Raw genomic sequence first — 17,073 nt, forward strand, 5'->3', positions numbered from 1 at the left:
GGAACCAAATCTTAGAGCGCTTACAAGCGCTTGCAGACTCTCAAGGAAAGCTCGATTGGGAGATTCATTACGTTGATGGAACAGTGATACGCGCCCATCAGCACGCCGCTGGTGGAAAAAAGGGGGTAAAGAAGACGAGAAACTAGGTCGAACACGCGAGTGGCTTCAGTACGAAAATACACATTCGCTGTGAGGGTAAAGGTAAACCAATAACTTTTATTCTCAGCCCAGGTCAAAGAAACGAGTCAATTTTTCTAGAACAATTGATGGAACAAGGAGCAGTCAAGCGTTCTGGGCGTGGTCGTCCACGTTTACGTCCTTTACGATTAGTCGCAGACAAAGGTTACACAGGTCGTCGCATCCGTAATTACCTGCGTCGCCGTGGTATCCGGATGACAATTCCACGACTTTCCAATGAACCACGTCGCGGTCCTAAAGCCTTTGAAATTTACCGTCAACGCAACGTTGTCGAACGCGCTATCAACATAACTCTTGCAATTTCGACGTATCGCTACTCGCTATGAAAAGCTGGCTGCAAATTATACAGCTATGATTACGATCGCCTCCATTCTTTTGTGGTTGTAGTTTGAAAACACGCCCTAGCGATGGTCATGGGTCTGTGCCTATTAGTTTATTCTCTGGGACAAAGGGCACTGCGTCAAGCTCTGGATTCAGCTAAACAGACCATCCACAATCAGGTGGATAAGCCTACTGCCACTCCCACTATGCGTTGGGTGTTTCAGTGTTTTATGTCGATTCATCTAGTAACGATCGCCAACGTTAAACAAATTGCCAATCTTACGGATGAACGACGTTGGATTCTTCAGTTTCTCGGTGCCCCTTGCCGAAAATATTATTTACTTACCTGAGAAACCTGCGGAATCTGGGTTTTAAAACCTCGTTAAGAGCCTCTGGCTGGAAATGCTCCTCTTTTCAACGATGCATCAAAACGCGAAAGCGCTAAGAGAACTTTGCCTCTTAGCGCCTTTGTGTGAGATATTTTCTCTAACTTCCTACACCATCTCAGACGAAGCCTGCATCATCTGCTGAGGCTGCGGCTGGAACATGAACAACGAGTACACAACGTCTCGGCGAATGTTAACCATCATATCCAAGAACAATTCGTAACCCTCGCTCTTATACTCAATTAGTGGGTCTTTTTGACCGTAACCACGTAATCCTACCGATTCGCGCAAGGCATCCATTTGTTGCAGGTGTTCCCGCCACAGAGTATCAATGCGTTGCAAGATAAAGAAGCGTTCTGCTTGGCGCATCAGTCCGGGTTGAACTTGGTCAATCTGCGCTTCTTTGAGGTCGTAAGCAATTCGCACCTGTTCATGGAGGAAGGCTTTAATCTCGCTGACTGTCATATCCTCTAATTGATTTGGCTGCAAATCCGCTAGCAGATAGACGAATTCTTTAACTTTCTCAACCAGCTTTTCTAACTCCCACTCTTCCGAGGGCAAGTCTACGTTGATATAGTAGTCAACGATGTCATCCATCGTTTTTTCGGCGTACTTGATTACCTGTTCTTTCAAATCTTGACCTTCTAATACCCGGCGACGTTCAGCGTAAATAGCACGACGTTGATTGTTCATCACCTCGTCATACTCAAACACCTGCTTACGGATGTCGTAGTAGTAGGTTTCAACTTTTTTCTGTGCGCCTTCCAAACTGCGGGTGAGCATCCCAGATTCGATGGGCATATCTTCTTCCACTTGGAAGGCATTCATTAACCCAGCAACGCGATCGCCACCAAAAATCCGCAGTAGGTTATCCTCTAAACTGAGGAAAAATCTCGTGGTTCCTGGGTCGCCTTGTCTTCCTGCACGTCCGCGCAACTGGTTATCAATCCGCCGCGATTCGTGGCGTTCTGTACCAATTACGTGCAAACCACCAATTCCCACTACCTCATCATGTTCGCGGGTAGTAAATTGTTCATATTCCTGCTTAACGCGGTTGTAAGCTTCCCGCAGTTTCTGAATTACAGGGTCATCGATGGGAGCTTTTTCTGCGGCTACAGCGACCTTTTCTTCAGCTTCCAATTCCGGTAAACTGCGATCGCCATACTCACGCACCGCAATTTCTACTGCATCTTTGAGTAGTTTTTCTGTTTCTTTTGTCAACTGGGTGGGGAAAATTTCTGGCGAAGCCCGCCAAGTTTTGACTTTTTTACCAGGGACAAAGCCTTGACCACCACCATGTCCTGTGGGTAATCCGGCTGGTCTTTGAACGCCAAAGCTATCTTCATCTTCTGGCATGACGATCCGGGGCATGAAGTATTCCCGCAGCTTCAGACGTGCCATGTATTCGGAGTTCCCACCCAGAATGATATCTGTACCTCTACCAGCCATGTTAGTAGCAATGGTTACAGCACCTTTCCGTCCAGCTTGGGCGACGATTTCCGCCTCACGCTCGACGTTTTCTGGTCGGGCGTTGAGTAATTCGTGGGGAATCGCCAATTCCTTCAGCAGCCGACTCAGAAGTTCGGACTTTTCTACACTAGTGGTTCCTACTAATACAGGTCTGCCGAGTTCGTGCATTTCGGCACATTCTCTAGCGATCGCACCCCACTTGCCCGGTTCTGTCTTAAAGACCATATCAGACAAATCTTCGCGTCTGCGATCGCGGTTGGTGGGAATTACCGCAACTTCCAATTTGTAAATTTTTTCAAATTCTGGTTCTTCTGTTTTTGCCGTTCCAGTCATTCCACCGAGTTTTGGATACAGCAAGAACAGATTCTGATAAGTAATTGTCGCTAGAGTTTGAGTTTCTGGCTGAATATCTACGTGTTCTTTGGCTTCAATCGCCTGGTGTAATCCATCACTCCAACGCCGTCCGGGTAGCACCCGACCGGTAAATTCATCCACAATTACCACTTCGCCATTGCGGACGATGTAATTTACATCCTTGAGAAAAAGTTCTTTGGCTTTAATCGCATTGAAAATGAAGTGCGCCCAAGGATCTTCTGGGTCAAATAAATCTGTGACTCCCAAAAGATTTTCCGATTCCGCAAATCCTTCATCTGTCAAAAGCACGTTACGAGCTTTTTCATCCACATCATAATGCTCGTCTTTTTTGAGTGTGAATGCGATTTCAGCTGCTTGCAGATACTTTTCTGTAGGTCTTTCCACCTGCCCAGAAATAATTAGCGGTGTCCGCGCCTCATCAATTAAAATCGAGTCTACCTCGTCAATCACGCAATAATTGAACGGGCGTTGCACCACATCTGCCATTGATGTCGCCATGTTATCCCGCAAGTAGTCAAACCCTACCTCGCTGTTGGTGACATAAGTGATATCGCAATCATAGTTTTTCTGGCGTTCACTGGGAGTCATGGTTGACTGGATTAGCCCCACACTCAGCCCCAAGAAGCGATGCACCTGTCCCATCCATTCAGCATCCCGACGAGCTAGGTAATCGTTCACAGTGACGACGTGTACACCTTTACCAGTAAGGCCATTTAAATAACTCGGTAAGGTTGCTACAAGCGTTTTACCCTCACCGGTTTTCATTTCGGCAATTTGCCCTACATGCAAAATGATACCGCCAAGGAGTTGAACATCAAAGTGCCGTAAGCCCAAGACTCGCCGTCCTGCTTCTCGGACAACGGCGTAAGCTTCGGGCAATAGGTCATCCAGAGTTTCGCCTTTGGCAAACCGTTGTTTAAATTCGACGGTTTTACCTTTTAACTCCTCATCGGAAAGAGCCTTAATTTCTTCCTCTAGAAGGTTAATTTCAGTAACAGAAGGTTGGTATTTTTTAAGCTTACGAGCGTTGGGGTCGCCCAACAAAAGTTTTAGCATGGCAGATTATAGAACTGAATCAAGGGGGATGGGGATTAAAGGTTTGGCATTGATTATAAACATTTAACCCAACCCAACCTTCTTGGTTGTGGATGGGTGTCAAATGAGAATTAACTCAAAAACAGGAGAAAAACGAGGCAATCAGTTTACTAAATGATTGGTTTTAACTCTTATCTGATTATTTAGTCTTTCTTCATAGTATCATTTTGCCCTCAGATGGGGCCAGAGAAGGAGTGGGGGAATAGAGTTAGGAGTTAGGAGTTAGGAGTTATGAATTTTTCAACTCCTCACTTCTAACTCCTAACTCCTTACTCCCATTCTGCTGTCAGGCGGCGGAAATTGTAATCACTAGCGCCTTGATGACAGCTGACACAGCTGCCAAGCTGGACGGGACGTGGTAACTTAACTCCTGGATGCAAAGCTTTGAAATAACGCGAGTCATTAAGGCGATATGGTGTTTCTTCGTCGTCTCGCTGAACACGGGAGAAAGTCGAAAGATATTTCCACACCAAGATGCGCGGTGGATCGACTAAAGGCTTTAGTTGTGCGCCGTAGTGCTGCGAGTCTTGCAGGAGATTTTTCCAAGTTTGGGTGGGTAAAACGGCTGGTGGTAAGCCGATGTGGCATGTGGAGCAGTTTTCCAAATACAGTTCTTGCCCTAATTGGTACTGTGCAGGCACTACGTCAACAGTGCCAATTTCGGCGGTAGGAGTAGCACCTTGGGCATTAGTTGCCAAGGCTAGAAGCCAACCCATAGCTAGGCTCCAGGTTACAATTACCAGAAGTAAACCGAAAAATTGGCGTTTGAATTGGCGTTCGGCGCTTTGCTGTAGTACTTGGCGATCGCTCTTTGGCGGGCGATTTTCGCGATCGCGGATTTTGCGCTTAACAAAAATTGACATTCCTCACATTCCCAGATATTTAGAAGTGGCGCTTTTGCTAATCATAGGACTTACCCAGCGTTGTCAGTAGCAACATAGCAATGCTATTGGCAAGCCCTTCTGCGTCTGTACATATCTCAATATTGCAAGGAAAAATCTCTTAGCAGTCTTAACCTGACTCACTAGAAAAATCAGTCAGAATATCTCGGATTTCATTTGCACCAATATCTTCTCGGTCAGATTTGGAATAAATCGTTAGTAGCAAAATACTTGTAGGTGATTCAACTTGATAAATCAATCGGTATCCAGCACTCTTACCTTTTTGGATACTACTATTGCGAACTCTCGCCTTGTATACAATATACTCTTCACCAATGCCTGCAATGCGTAGGCGTAGCCCGCCGTAGGCATCGCCAACAATGTTCCCCTGTTGTAATTGCTCGATAATCGGTTGAACATCAGAGCGGATATTGCGAAATCTCTTAGAAAGGTAGCGCAAGTTTTGTTTATATTCAGGAGTTAAATCGATTAATACCGATGGCTGCTCATTCGGCATCGATTCCCTCCCACATTTCGGATAATGGTAGGCGTTGCCCAGCTTTTGCTTGCTGCAAGGCTCTCCTCAAGCTGGCTTTAATCTCCTCAACGGGTGTATCGTCAGGATCAACCTCTTCTGCTTCTGCCTGTTCTGGAACCAACACAATCACCCGAACCTGATGAGGATAAGTCGTTCCCTGAATCGGCTCATCCAAAACTAGGTTTCCCTGAGAGTCAATCCTGCCGGTAACTTCGATCGCTTTCATTTGTTGTCTACCTGATTTTGTAGGAGATCCTAACATTTGAAGGATTTTAGGTGCATTAGGACGAATCTCCGTAAAGGAAAGGCAGTTATGAGCAGTGGCTTGAGTTGCTCATAACTGCCTCTTTTAGACAACGACCGAAAAAGCTGCCAACAGTTCTACCATTTTTGCTTTCAGTACAGTAATTGCCTCTTCTAAAGATTCACTTGGTTCTGTATCTAGCAAGTGGGCATCACCGACATCAGCACTTGACCAAAGATAGCTGTGTTGCCCTATGCTTAAACATCCTTGCCACTTATCTTCATAAGTATCGAGTGTGATAAAAAAACATCGTGGCATTAGCTCATCGGGATTATGAATAAACTCTCCCCACATAGAAAAGCCAAAATACTCCCCATTTTTTTCATTATTGTATTCCCAGTTACTCAAGTTGGGAAAAGCAGCTTGAGCTTGGTCTAGAACTTGTTTAATTTCAGGTTCTGTTAGTAGCATTTTCAAGAGAAAACAATTAGTTAAAAGCTTAGAAGCAACAGTTATCTTTAAGGAATAGAAACCGATCGCAATAATCGCTCAACAACAGTTCTTGCATTCCGTCCTCCTCTTGGGATGAGGCGATGGCAAAGAACATGAGGGACGAGAAATTTCACATCATCAGGAATAGCATAATCACGCCCTAATAGAAAAGCTAGCGCTTGGGCAGCCCGTTGTAATGCTAATGTGCCACGCGGACTAACACCAAGGGCTATTTCCTCATCTTGCCGTGTTACTCGCACCAATTCGAGGATGTACTGTTGCAAGGAGGTTGCCACTTTTACTTGAGAGCAGAGGTAACGCAATTCCTGTACTTCTGCCAAGGTAATACAAGGCTGCAAATCAGCAACCTTCACACCATTTTGGAGATTTTGTAGCATTTGGAGTTCTTCTGTCTCGGAAGGATAGCCCAAACTCAGCGACAACATGAACCGATCCATTTGTGCTTCCGGTAGCGGAAAAGTACCTTGATACTCAATAGGGTTTTGAGTAGCAATGACAAAAAAGGGCTGAGGAACTGCACGAGAGACACCATCGACTGTTACCTGATGTTCTTCCATGACTTCCAGTAAAGCTGACTGAGTGCGGGGTGTAGCGCGGTTAATTTCGTCAGCTAGGAGGATATTGGTAAAAATTGGCCCAGGAAGAAAAGTAAATTCGCCGCTTTTTGGGTTCCAGATGTTAGTGCCAGTAATATCAGTTGGTAGTAAATCGGGGGTACATTGTAGCCGTTGAAACTTACCATCCAGTGAACGAGCTAGAGATTTAGCGAGTAGGGTTTTACCAACACCAGGGACATCTTCTAGCAGGGCATGACCACCACCTAGCAAGGCTACTAGCACTAAACGTATTGCCTCAGCTTTGCCAACGATGGTAAGAGCCAGATTTTGTGTTAAAGCGTCAATTTTTTCTCTCATGCGGTGCAGGGAGTGGGGAGTGGGGAGTGGGGGGATGAGGGAGATGAGGGAGATGAGGGAGATGAGGGAGATGAGGGAAAAGTTTTCACAATGCCCAATGCCCAATGCTCAATGCCCCATGCCCAATTTCCCTAAATACATTGTTCCCACTCAGAACTCCTAACTCCTAACTCCTAACTTTTAACTTTGCGCTTTAGCACTCAAAACTTCTTTAGCAACAACGCAGTCAAGTTGAATTTGTGTTTTCAGGGCTTCTAGAGAAGCAAATTTTTGTTCAGGGCGCAAAAATTTCACTAGTTCTACAGCCAGTTTTTTGCCATACAAATCACCAGACCAATCGAACAGATGTACTTCCACAGATGAATAAGTACCATTTACAGTTGGGCGGTTACCGATATTCATTACGCCTAAGCTTTCATTAGGAGCGACATCTGATGTTTCACTGAGAGTGAAAATGCGGACAGCATAGACTCCTTGACGAGGCAAAAACTTTTCTTTTGGTAGTTGCAGGTTGGCGGTGGGAAAGCCAATTGTTCTGCCCAATTGTTGACCTTGAACGACAACACCAAGGAGAGTGTAGGGGCGTCCTAGTAGGAGATTTGCATTTTCGATGTCACCTTGCTCAAGGGTTTGGCGAATTAATGAAGTGCTAATGCGGGCATCCTGAGTCGGAGTAGTACTGACGCAACTGCTTTCGGTGAGCGAGTTACCTGTATAAGTTTGTAAGGGAACGATGGTAACGGGGATATTGTGCTTGGCGGCGATTAATTGCAAATCTTTAGCAGTACCACTGCGCTTTTCGCCAAAACAAAAATCCTGCCCGATGCTAATTTGCTGGCATCGCAGTTGTTGCACAAGAATTTTTTCAACGAATTCTTCAGGGGTCAAAGCAGATAATTCTTTGTCAAAGGGTAGTAATACCAGTTGTTCTACCCCAAGCGATCGCAATTGTTGGACTTTTTCATCCAGTGGCGTTAACAAAGTCCGGGGCTGCCCCGTAAAAAATTCCTGTGGATGGGGGTCAAAGGTGACAACTGTTGAGTAAATATATTCTTGATTTGCTAGTTGTTGATTTTCCTTTGACTGCGGACTACTGGCTACTGATAAGTTGGCACCAGCGTGCAAGACTGGTTGAATTACCCTTTGATGACCAAGATGAACGCCATCAAACTTGCCAAGGGCAACAGCAGTCGGCGTTAGCAGCCCAACGCTTGAAGAAGCAACCCACACAGAACACCCATTTTTAGACAAATTTAGCACGTGGATTCTGAGATTTTAGGTTTATTTTAGCTATCAGCAGGAAGCTACCTTATGGTAAACCGCCTTGAGGAGGACAGCTTTTGTACACGGTCTGAACTTTCACCAACTGCCCATAAGGTCTTGTGCGATCAGCCAGGGTGTTGATGCTACCCCTTTTAGCTATCAGCCAAAAGCCTAACCCACGGGGAGTTGCCCAAGGTGGTATTTTGTGCTATTAGCTTGACAGCTAATTACTAAGTCCAGATAACCCCAAATACCAGAGCTAAAAAGGCTCTAGTTCCTTGTTGAGACGGCAACGAAGGTTTTACCCTCCGCTCAGCCGCAAGAGAGGCTTCTGTGGGTTTCTGGGCTGTGTTGGTGAATCTATAAAGTATGTCCTCCTGTTGTTGCCCTTATCCTATGGTTGGCGTGACAACTCTGGGCAACGCTGTCTCACCGTGCAGCCAACAGGTACGCTCTCACGCTGAAAGCTTCTGATCACCAATCTAATCTAAAATCTCCAATTCCTCCGATCGCAATCTTTAGGTAGAAAACTTACTAACAGGAAAAGATTCTGATAAGACCACTGAGGTGGGAATCTGAAGTACCAATCCTTCCCGTGCCATGATAGCCCCAGGAAATTTTGCAGCTGCTTGTTTGCCTACACTATCCAGAAAGTCGTCATCGTGCGCTGGGTCGTGGTGGTAAATCACCAGAGTTTTGACGTTAGCTGCTTGTGCCACTTTCACTGCTTCTTGCCAGGTAGAATGTCCCCAGCCAATTTTTGGGGATTTGGGGGAGTAGTATTCCTCGTCTGTGTAAGTGGAATCGTAAACCAGAATGTCAGCATTACGAGCTAGCCACAGCACATTATCATCGAGTCGGTCAGGAAAATGTTCGGTATCAGTGATATAAGCAGCAGCCCCACCACGCCAGTTGACGCGGTATCCTATAGCTTCACCTGGATGGTTTAAAGGTGCGGTTTCTACGGTAACGTCATCAATGTGGATTGGTTGCCCCGGTCGAATGTCGTAGAAACTTAAATTGGCTTGCATAATTTGCAAGGGTACGGGAAAGTTCGGGTGCAACATCTGGTCATTGAGGCGCTGTTCTATGGTAGAACCATCAGGTGCGATCGCGCCGTAAATATGAAAGTCATTCCCCTTCACAAATCCTGGGGTAAAGAAGGGAAAACCCTGCATGTGATCCCAGTGAGAATGGGTAAAAAATATATGAGCTTCTAACGGCATTTGGCGCAACAAAGATTGCCCCAAAACATGTAGTCCCGTGCCAGCATCGAAAACTAAGCGTTTATCGCCCGCTTGCATTGATATGCAAGGGGTATTACCGCCGTAACGAACGGTGTGTGGCCCTGGGCTGGGGATGCTGCCGCGAACGCCCCAAAATTGTACGGTAAATTGATTCTCTATCCTAGACATGTGTGTTGCTTGCTGGACTGAGCGGGCGATAAGTGGAAAAATTGCTACTTATTTTGTCTAAGTTTATGCTGTCTCACCGATTCTGCTAGAGGAAGGATTTCTTGGTAAAACAGCATACCCTGTTTCTGGCTGATTGTGTAAATGTGAATGAGATACTATCAAGTAGAAATTTCTAGTTTTTTGGGTGGATGTGTATCGGTTATTTCAAGAGTGCCCCTACGTTATAGCCTACATTTTTCTCTGATGCATTTAAATAATTCTAGTTTTATCCTGATAAATCAAATGATTCACCGAAAATTGAATTCCCATTCAGATAATTTATTTAGCCCATCTGCGTAAGTAAGATTGTATTGTAACGGAGTGATACTGATGTAATTTTTACGTACAACATGCACATCTAACGGTACATTTTGAGGCAGATTTAATCCGGTTGGGGGTTCCACATCCTCAATTACCTCTCCGGTTAACCAGTAGTACGTCTTTCCACGAGGATCAACTCGTTTATCAAACACATCAATGTAACGCCGCACTCCTTGACGGGTAAGAGTAACTCCGGCAATTTCTTCCCACTTAAGGGCAGGAATATTGACGTTGAGCAACATTAAATCTGGCAGCGGTTTTTGGGCTAACTGGTCTACGAGAATTTTGGCAAACTTAGCAGCAGGTTGAAAGTCTTTAGATGTGTGACTAATAAGACTCAGCGCTACACTAGGAATGCCTTCAATTAAACCTTCCATTGCCGCCGAAACAGTGCCGGAATACAAGATTTCAGTTCCCAAATTCGCACCTTGATTAATGCCAGAGAGAACCAAATCGGGGGGAGTATCTAGCAAAGCCCACAGCGCCAATTTGACGCAATCTGAAGGCGTACCATCGCAAGCCCAAGCTTTGATAGCAGGATGAAAAATCTCTTCAACAATTTCGGCACGAATCGGTTGGTGTAGAGTTAATCCGTGTCCAGTTGCCGATCGCTCTCGATCTGGGCAAACTACACTCACATCATGACCTGCCTCTGCCAAGTAGTTGGCTAGTGTACGAATCCCCAAGGCAAAAATGCCGTCATCGTTGCTAATTAGTAATTTCATAGTCATTAGTCGTTAGTCATTAGTTATTTGTTATTTGTTATTAGCCATTTGTCAATGTCTGAGGTCACAAGTAGCAAAAAAACATTTATACTCACTAATACACTGTGGCGAAAGTTTGCCTACCTTTAAGACAAGTTGCCCAATACCCAAGCCTCGGTAAGTTGATTTATCGAGCAGTTCACAGCTTTTGACTATAGACTAATGACTAATGACTAATGACCAATGACTAATAACTAATGACTAGCAATTTAGAAGCTCAACTTTTAGCACTGCGGCAGGAAGGAGAAAAAGCGATCGCAGCCGCCGACACCCTAGAACGTCTGGAGGAACTCAGAGTTAACTATCTGGGTAAAAAAGGGGAACTGGGGGCACTGCTGCGAAGTATGGGGCAGATGAGCGCAGAGGAACGACCAAAAATTGGAGCGATCGCCAATACAGTCAAAGAATCCTTGCAAACTAGTCTAGACCAGCAACGTGCTGCCTTAGAAGCTGCACAAATTCAAGCTTTGCTAGAGGCTGAAACTCTCGATGTTACTATGCCGGGAATTTACAGCCCCCAAGGTCGCATTCATCCCCTCAATGGAATTATTGACCGGGCACTGGATATTTTTGTCGGTATGGGCTACACCGTGGCTCAAGGACCAGAGATGGAAACAGATTACTATAATTTCGAGGCTCTTAATACCCCGCCTGACCACCCCGCCCGTGATATGCAGGATACCTTCTACCTGCCAGATGGTAATCTTTTGCGGACTCATACCTCGTCAGTGCAAATTCGTTACATGGAAAGAGAAGAACCACCGATTCGGGTTGTGGCTCCAGGGCGAGTTTATCGGCGAGATAATGTAGATGCGACTCACTCAGCAGTTTTCCATCAAATAGAACTTTTAGCCATTGATGAGGGACTAACTTTTACAGACCTCAAAGGCACAATTAAGGTATTTTTACAAGCAATATTTGGCGATTTGCCAATTCGCTTCCGCGCCAGTTATTTCCCCTTTACTGAACCTTCTGCTGAGGTAGATTTGCAGTGGAATGGGCGCTGGCTGGAGGTGATGGGCTGCGGTATGGTCGATCCAAATGTACTTAAGTCTGTGGGTTATGACCCAGAAGTTTATACAGGATTCGCTGCCGGTTTTGGTGTAGAACGCTTTGCAATGGTGTTACACCAAATCGATGATATTCGTCGGTTATATGCTAGTGATTTGCGATTTTTGCAGCAATTTTAGGGAAGCGATCGCTTTAAATAATCAGGCGTTTACTAAATTTGCAAAAGTCAATTGGATGAAAATATAACCACAGATAAATACTGAGAAATGATACCAATTCTTAAAAAGAAGACTACATATTTAATCTGGCTTTCCAAATTAAATTTGATTTTTTTAATAGGAATTTACGAATTGTATTATCTGTGGTTCTAAATTAGTTAGCTCATGCGGTTCAGTTGGGATGAAAATAAGCGGCAATCAAATTTGGGCAAACACGGGTTTGATTTCGTAGATGCTTCTCAGGTTTTTGAAGGTGCAACATTCACGTTTGAAGATGAGCGTTATGCTTATGGAGAACAGCGCTTTATTACACTGGGACTATTGCGCGGGCGAGTGGTGGTAATTGCCCATACAGAAGTTGGGGATGAAATTCGTGTCATTTCGATGAGGGAGGGAACTAAACGTGAGCAATTCATTTTCTTTCAAAGCCTCTCAAACTGATTGGGAAAGGATTGAGGCAATGCAAGATGAGGACATTGATCTTTCTGAAATTCCAGAAGTGACTGAAGAACAGATGAAGCAAGCAGTGTTGCGGGTTGGGGGAAAACCTGTTGAACGGAGTCAACGGCATATCGATATCCTCCTAGATGCTTTCATCGTGGAATACTTCAAGTCAAAGGCAGGTGAGCAGGGGTATCAAGTGCTAATTAATCAGGCATTGACAGAGTATATCCTAGCAAAAACAGTGGATTTGCCAGTTTCAGAAGTCAACGAGAACATACCAGATTGAAGTAAAGTATCAGTACGCAACTTCCCTTTACGCGATATGACCGCAATCACTGGCAAACGTTTAACGCTTGAGGAATATTTGAAGTTTGACGATCGCACGGATAGCCAGTATGAACTAGTGGCAGGTGAGTTAGTTGCAATGCCACCCGAAAGTCCAAAAAATGTCCAGATATCTCTCTTTTTGCTGGTCAATTTCCTCAAGTTCGTCCCGGTTAATCGGTTGAGTAACAAAGTTGAAATTGTTGTTGCTGGTTCTCGTGCGACAACTCGCATTCCTGACTTAGTTGTGCTGACGGATGAACTTGCAACAGCTTTAGAAGGCGCAACACGATCCACAATCACCTTGGATATGCCACCTCCAGCATTAGTTGTCGAAGTTGTTTCTCCTGGCAAAGGTAACGAAGATCGGGACTACCGCTACAAACGTTCCGAGTATGCCGCAAGAGGAATTGCTAAATATTGGATTGTTGACCCCCAAATAAATGCAGTTACCGTACTGATATTAGTTGACGGGTTTTATGAAGAAACTAGATTTGCAGGAAATACAGCGATCGCTTCTACTATTTTCCCAGAGTTACAGCTAACCGCAGAGCAAGTACTTAATGCTGGAGAAAGCAATATCTCAAATACGCAGACGATCAGCGTCCCAGAGTAAAATGTAGTCAATAAATCCTACCCAAAATTCATGCCATGAGCCGATGGCCTTTTTACCGCAGGATGCAATAATCGTTGAAGAAAAGCTAACCAAGTATCTGCTTGTGCCGTTGCCAAAAGACGATAAATCTAAATTTCTTGCTAGGGCTGGATACACACTAGAAAACTGGCAACAACTGGAACGGGATCTACGCGCTCAAATTTTAACGCAACCTGCCGAGGAGATCGAAACAACTCGCTATGGTCAGAAGTATGCCATTCGTGCGTGTCTGCGAGGGATTAATGGCGTTGAACTCAATATTTTAACCATTTGGATGGTTGCAAACGCTACAACCAAATTTGTTACCTTAGTGCCAGATCAAGGAGCCAACTCATGAAGGTACAGTACCCCTTATTCTCTCAAGTTGCCTTAGCGCAGGACTTACCAGAATACAACCTGAAGCGAGGAAATGTTGCAACAATTGTGGAACATTACCCCATGCCTGAAGGGGAAGAGGACGGGTATAGTCTGGAAGGGTTTGATTTGCCCCATGTGACGATCGAAGTACCAGCATCTCAAATTATCCCCACTGCCCAGTGGCAGCAAGAAGAAATGATTTTAACCAAGTTACGCCAGCTATCTGGAGCGAGGCTGTTACAATTACAAGATTATCTCGATTTTCTGTTGCAAAAAGAAGAGTCTGAGCATCAGAGTAGGTTAAAATCTTCCACTTAAGTATTTGGCGAGAAAATCATCAGCGATCGCATCTACCATTTTTCAATATTTACTAATTAACCTGAGTTCGGGATAAGAAATCCTCAAAACCCTTGATTTATCATTGTTCGATCTGAAGCTCTGTTTTAATCTATTCTCAATAAGCCATATTGTTGATATTAGACTTATTTGTGAGCCTTATTGACAAAATGATTACACTCAATACTGCGTAGGTTTTGAGTCGATCCCCCCAACCCCCGATAAATTGGCTTGCTCAAAATGTCTTATTTTCCCCAATTTATCGGGGGACTAAGGGGGATCTCCAATGACTATGCACCAAAACCCGAGCAGTATTGTGATTACACTTTAATCGCTTCCTTTATCACTTAGAGTTTTGCTCAATCCTTACAGAATAAGCTTTTTAGCTTCTGGCTTAACCCGAACTCAGGTTAATTAACCGCACAGCAATTACTCCAAGCTTGAGCAAGCAATACACCCAGCTTGGAAAGTCAGATAATTACCGAACAAGGCAAAAGTAAAAATTTAAAAGCCACTCATCAACAAAAAGTTTATAAGCACTTTTTTATCGCTATCTTTAACCTAATAATATGTGTGAAGCAAATCCGATCGCTCCTCCTGCCAGTACTAACCAGGCAGAATTGATTTTGAATTGGAACACAGCGATCGCACTCACAATTGCTACGATAATTGTTAACCAATCCACTAGCGCAGCTCGTCCTAATGTGTAAGCTACTCCTGCCATTAATCCGAGAGAAGCCGCATTCACACCATCCAGAAATCCACTTGCCCAGGAAGATTGGCGTAACTTAGGAACCCAAGGATTAACCACCCAAACCAGCACAAAAGCTGGCAAGAAAATGCCAATTGTAGCAGCAATTGCCCCAGCATTTCCTGCTAGCAAATACCCAATAAATGTTGCGGTGGTAAAAACAGGCCCCGGTGTAAACTGCCCGATCGCTACGGCATCTAAAAGCTGTTGTGATGTCAGCCACTGGTGGCGCTCGACCAAATCCCGTTGCAGAAATGCCAGCAACACATAACCACTCCCATAGAGAACACATCCAATTTTGAGAAAGAAGGCAAAGACGCTAATCCAACTGACTGATGTAACTGCTGTTGTACTACCAACCTGCGCCAGAATACCTGAAATAGGTAACAGGAATGCTCCGCTTGTGTGTCCTCTAGCTTGCCAATTCTTTAGTAGCATGACAGCGATACCTAGTAAAATCAGCACCAAAATTTCGTTGAATCCAGCTAAATATGCTGCGATTCCTACCATCCCTGCAATGATCGTCGGCACGTCTTTAGCTGCCTTTTTCCCCAGATTCCACACAGCCTGAATCACGATCGCAATTATTACAGGTTTAATTCCATAGAGCAGCCATTCGACTTCGGGGACTGTTTGATAGCGAGCATAAATGGCGGCTAATGCCCAAACTATCAACATCGCAGGTAGAATAAAGCAGCTACCCGCAACCAGTAAACCACGCCATCCGGCTCGTTCGTAGCCAATGTGAATGGCTAATTCCGTCGAGTTGGGGCCTGGAATCAAATTCGTAATCCCCAGCAAATCTAGCAGTTTTTCCCGGCTCATCCACTGACGGCGATTCACCACTTCATTGTCCATCATGGCGATGTGGGCAGCAGGGCCACCAAAAGCGATCGTCCCTAGTCGTAAAAACACCGTTGCCAGTTCTGTTAATCGCTGCTTCTGTTGTCTGGGAGTCAAAGCCTTATAGGAAACTACTTCTTGCTCTTTCTGGATATTCTCAGCTTCTTGCGTCACTATAGTTTTCCTGATTAATGATGATGACAGAATTAAGATATCGAAATTCGATAGCGGAAATCTATATACTTAGAAATTCATTTGTGATAATATGCTTTTAACCAGTAAGTACGGTAATACAATCGAGATTACGGGGTATATATGAGTGATGTCAAGAAGGTGAGCGATGAGTTTTCGGCAGGTGGACAGCCAACGCCAGAGACACTAAAACAGCTTGCCGATCAAGGATATAAGTCTGTGGTGAATCTGCGTAGACGCGGAGCGGCTTGTCGTTAGACATCGCTTGATGAAACTGGAGCGTTAGAAGACGAACAGCAACATGCCCAAGCCGTAGGTCTTGAATATGTCAATGTTCCACTCAAGTCAACCCAAGCTAACGATAACTTGACTGCAAAAGTTCTCAGAGAACTAGAAGAATTGCCGACTCCTGTATATTTTCATTGTGGTGCAGGTGGACGAGCCAGCGCCTTAGCACTCATTGCCTTTGCAATTCAACAAAAGCTGAACCGTGAACAGGTTTTAGCAAGAGCAAAAGAACTTGATATCAACCCAGAGCAACCTCATTTCAAGCAGTTTTTAGAAAGCCTCTCTTGAATAGTGTTAAGTTCTGAGTTAGGAAGTAGGTCAACTTAATTAAACGTAAAACGCTCAACTTGATACTGACCTTGCTTGGCTCTATTATTTATACCATCCATAATAGCGATGCCTGCGGCGGGCTACGCCTACGCTAATTCATATTCATCCTCAAAAACTCGGACGTCTTGCTCATCACGCTTGAGATGCAACCATTCGTCTTCAATGCGATTCATTTGAGGGCTATAGAGAGGTAGAAAAAAGGCCTAAACCTTGACATTGCCAGCGTTTAATTGTCTGCCTTACCGTCTGTTGTGCCCAACCTAAATACTCTGCAATAGTACGGTACATTCCATCCGTGGGCATTGAGGCGCAAAGCGATCGCCGAAAAGAAAAAATAGCCGAAGTCCTTGCTAGATGGGGTACATAAGTTTTGTTACAGATTGAAGAAGTCAGCATAGATTTGTGGATTCCTTACAAAAACCTTGTGGAATAATTAATGCCAAATGCACAGGTAGTTGCCGATAGATTTCATGTAATGAAACAAGTAAATACTGAACTAGACAACCAGAGAAAAAAGCCAAAAAGAGAGGCAGAAAAAAACAATTCTGAATCAGATAAAGAGCAGATATTATCGGGCTTAAAGAAGA

At 44.6% G+C, this 17,073-nt stretch carries 21 protein-coding genes and 2 pseudogenes; 12 read left to right on the forward strand and 11 right to left on the reverse strand.

The features are described 5' to 3' along the window. The first annotated feature begins 182 nt into the window (after window positions 1-182). Window positions 183-524: a transposase gene (locus LC586_RS35475; RefSeq protein WP_309143427.1), complete on the forward strand. Its 342-nt coding sequence runs from the start codon at window positions 183-185 to the stop codon at window positions 522-524. A gap of 72 nt (window positions 525-596) precedes the next feature. Continuing rightward, window positions 597-869 (forward strand): annotated as a pseudogene (locus tag LC586_RS35485) (IS1634 family transposase); the annotation flags it as partial. Between the two features lie 144 nt (window positions 870-1,013). Here the strand turns inward: LC586_RS35485 and secA are convergent. From secA to LC586_RS35515, 6 genes are all read right to left on the reverse strand, one after another. Next, window positions 1,014-3,806, reverse strand: coding sequence for a preprotein translocase subunit SecA (gene secA / locus LC586_RS35490; RefSeq protein ID WP_229490185.1), 2,793 nt, complete (start codon window positions 3,804-3,806; stop codon window positions 1,014-1,016). A 308-nt stretch (window positions 3,807-4,114) separates the two neighbouring features. Next, complete coding sequence (locus LC586_RS35495; protein WP_229490186.1) at window positions 4,115-4,708, reverse strand: diheme cytochrome c; 594 nt, start codon at window positions 4,706-4,708, stop codon at window positions 4,115-4,117. 148 nt (window positions 4,709-4,856) lie between these two features. Then, on the reverse strand, window positions 4,857-5,243 hold the full coding sequence (locus LC586_RS35500) for a type II toxin-antitoxin system RelE family toxin (RefSeq protein WP_229490187.1): 387 nt from the start codon (window positions 5,241-5,243) through the stop codon (window positions 4,857-4,859). Then, window positions 5,233-5,490 carry a type II toxin-antitoxin system RelN family antitoxin gene (locus LC586_RS35505; protein ID WP_229490188.1) on the reverse strand — a complete coding sequence of 86 codons (258 nt, stop codon included), beginning with the start codon at window positions 5,488-5,490 and terminating at the stop codon, window positions 5,233-5,235. The genes LC586_RS35500 and LC586_RS35505 overlap by 11 nt, the downstream gene beginning before the upstream one ends. Window positions 5,491-5,613: 123 nt before the next feature. Next, a complete protein-coding gene (locus tag LC586_RS35510) occupies window positions 5,614-5,979 on the reverse strand; it encodes a hypothetical protein (protein ID WP_229490189.1) in 366 nt (121 codons plus the stop codon). Window positions 5,980-6,026: 47 nt separating this feature from the next. Then, window positions 6,027-6,935, reverse strand: coding sequence for an AAA family ATPase (locus LC586_RS35515; RefSeq protein WP_229490190.1), 909 nt, complete (start codon window positions 6,933-6,935; stop codon window positions 6,027-6,029). Window positions 6,936-6,947: 12 nt separating this feature from the next. Between LC586_RS35515 and LC586_RS35520 the strand changes: the two genes are divergently transcribed. Further along, on the forward strand, window positions 6,948-7,070 hold the full coding sequence (locus LC586_RS35520; RefSeq protein WP_229490191.1) for a histidine kinase: 123 nt from the start codon (window positions 6,948-6,950) through the stop codon (window positions 7,068-7,070). A gap of 45 nt (window positions 7,071-7,115) precedes the next feature. On the opposite strand, the gene LC586_RS35525 is transcribed toward LC586_RS35520, so the two are convergent. From LC586_RS35525 to surE, 3 genes are all read right to left on the reverse strand, one after another. Then, window positions 7,116-8,195 (reverse strand): bifunctional riboflavin kinase/FAD synthetase, encoded by a 1,080-nt coding sequence (locus LC586_RS35525; protein WP_229490192.1) that lies wholly within the window; start codon window positions 8,193-8,195, stop codon window positions 7,116-7,118. A 521-nt stretch (window positions 8,196-8,716) separates the two neighbouring features. Beyond that, window positions 8,717-9,613 carry an MBL fold metallo-hydrolase gene (locus LC586_RS35530; RefSeq protein ID WP_229490193.1) on the reverse strand — a complete coding sequence of 299 codons (897 nt, stop codon included), beginning with the start codon at window positions 9,611-9,613 and terminating at the stop codon, window positions 8,717-8,719. 287 nt (window positions 9,614-9,900) lie between these two features. Continuing rightward, window positions 9,901-10,698 carry a 5'/3'-nucleotidase SurE gene (surE, locus tag LC586_RS35535; RefSeq protein WP_229490202.1) on the reverse strand — a complete coding sequence of 266 codons (798 nt, stop codon included), beginning with the start codon at window positions 10,696-10,698 and terminating at the stop codon, window positions 9,901-9,903. A 236-nt stretch (window positions 10,699-10,934) separates the two neighbouring features. Here surE and pheS point away from each other — a divergent pair, with 236 nt between their 5' ends. The 6 genes from pheS to LC586_RS35565 all read left to right on the forward strand — a co-directional run bounded on the left by pheS (window position 10,935) and on the right by LC586_RS35565 (window position 14,064). Next, entirely contained in the window at window positions 10,935-11,927 is a 993-nt protein-coding gene (pheS, locus tag LC586_RS35540) for a phenylalanine--tRNA ligase subunit alpha (RefSeq protein ID WP_229490194.1), read from the forward strand. Window positions 11,928-12,131: 204 nt separating this feature from the next. Then, window positions 12,132-12,407, forward strand: coding sequence for a BrnT family toxin (locus LC586_RS35545; RefSeq protein ID WP_229490195.1), 276 nt, complete (start codon window positions 12,132-12,134; stop codon window positions 12,405-12,407). Then, window positions 12,370-12,696 carry a BrnA antitoxin family protein gene (locus tag LC586_RS35550; protein ID WP_229490196.1) on the forward strand — a complete coding sequence of 109 codons (327 nt, stop codon included), beginning with the start codon at window positions 12,370-12,372 and terminating at the stop codon, window positions 12,694-12,696. The genes LC586_RS35545 and LC586_RS35550 overlap by 38 nt, the downstream gene beginning before the upstream one ends. Window positions 12,697-12,732: 36 nt before the next feature. Further along, window positions 12,733-13,350 (forward strand): Uma2 family endonuclease, encoded by a 618-nt coding sequence (locus tag LC586_RS35555; protein WP_229490197.1) that lies wholly within the window; start codon window positions 12,733-12,735, stop codon window positions 13,348-13,350. Between the two features lie 43 nt (window positions 13,351-13,393). Continuing rightward, window positions 13,394-13,726, forward strand: coding sequence for a DUF6883 domain-containing protein (locus LC586_RS35560; protein WP_229490198.1), 333 nt, complete (start codon window positions 13,394-13,396; stop codon window positions 13,724-13,726). Then, the gene (locus tag LC586_RS35565; RefSeq protein WP_229490199.1) at window positions 13,723-14,064 is read left to right on the forward strand and encodes a DUF4926 domain-containing protein; all 342 of its coding nucleotides are present in this window, start codon (window positions 13,723-13,725) and stop codon (window positions 14,062-14,064) included. The genes LC586_RS35560 and LC586_RS35565 overlap by 4 nt, the downstream gene beginning before the upstream one ends. A 574-nt stretch (window positions 14,065-14,638) precedes the next feature. Here LC586_RS35565 and LC586_RS35570 read toward each other — a convergent pair. Beyond that, entirely contained in the window at window positions 14,639-15,850 is a 1,212-nt protein-coding gene (locus tag LC586_RS35570; protein WP_229490200.1) for a chromate transporter, read from the reverse strand. A gap of 141 nt (window positions 15,851-15,991) precedes the next feature. Here LC586_RS35570 and LC586_RS41290 point away from each other — a divergent pair, with 141 nt between their 5' ends. Further along, entirely contained in the window at window positions 15,992-16,126 is a 135-nt protein-coding gene (locus LC586_RS41290) for a protein-tyrosine phosphatase family protein (protein WP_306423323.1), read from the forward strand. 108 nt (window positions 16,127-16,234) lie between these two features. Continuing rightward, on the forward strand, window positions 16,235-16,444 hold the full coding sequence (locus LC586_RS41295; protein WP_438822956.1) for a hypothetical protein: 210 nt from the start codon (window positions 16,235-16,237) through the stop codon (window positions 16,442-16,444). A 222-nt stretch (window positions 16,445-16,666) separates the two neighbouring features. On the opposite strand, the gene LC586_RS42185 is transcribed toward LC586_RS41295, so the two are convergent. Beyond that, window positions 16,667-16,789 (reverse strand): helix-turn-helix domain-containing protein, encoded by a 123-nt coding sequence (locus LC586_RS42185; protein WP_369010550.1) that lies wholly within the window; start codon window positions 16,787-16,789, stop codon window positions 16,667-16,669. Between LC586_RS42185 and LC586_RS35585 the strand changes: the two are divergent. Next, window positions 16,788-17,073, forward strand: a pseudogene (locus LC586_RS35585) (transposase); the annotation flags it as partial. The gene LC586_RS42185 and the pseudogene LC586_RS35585 sit on opposite strands and share 2 nt — an antisense overlap.

The sequence above is a fragment of the Nostoc favosum CHAB5714 genome (assembly GCF_020829495.1).
Lineage (GTDB): Bacteria > Cyanobacteriota > Cyanobacteriia > Cyanobacteriales > Nostocaceae > Nostoc > Nostoc favosum.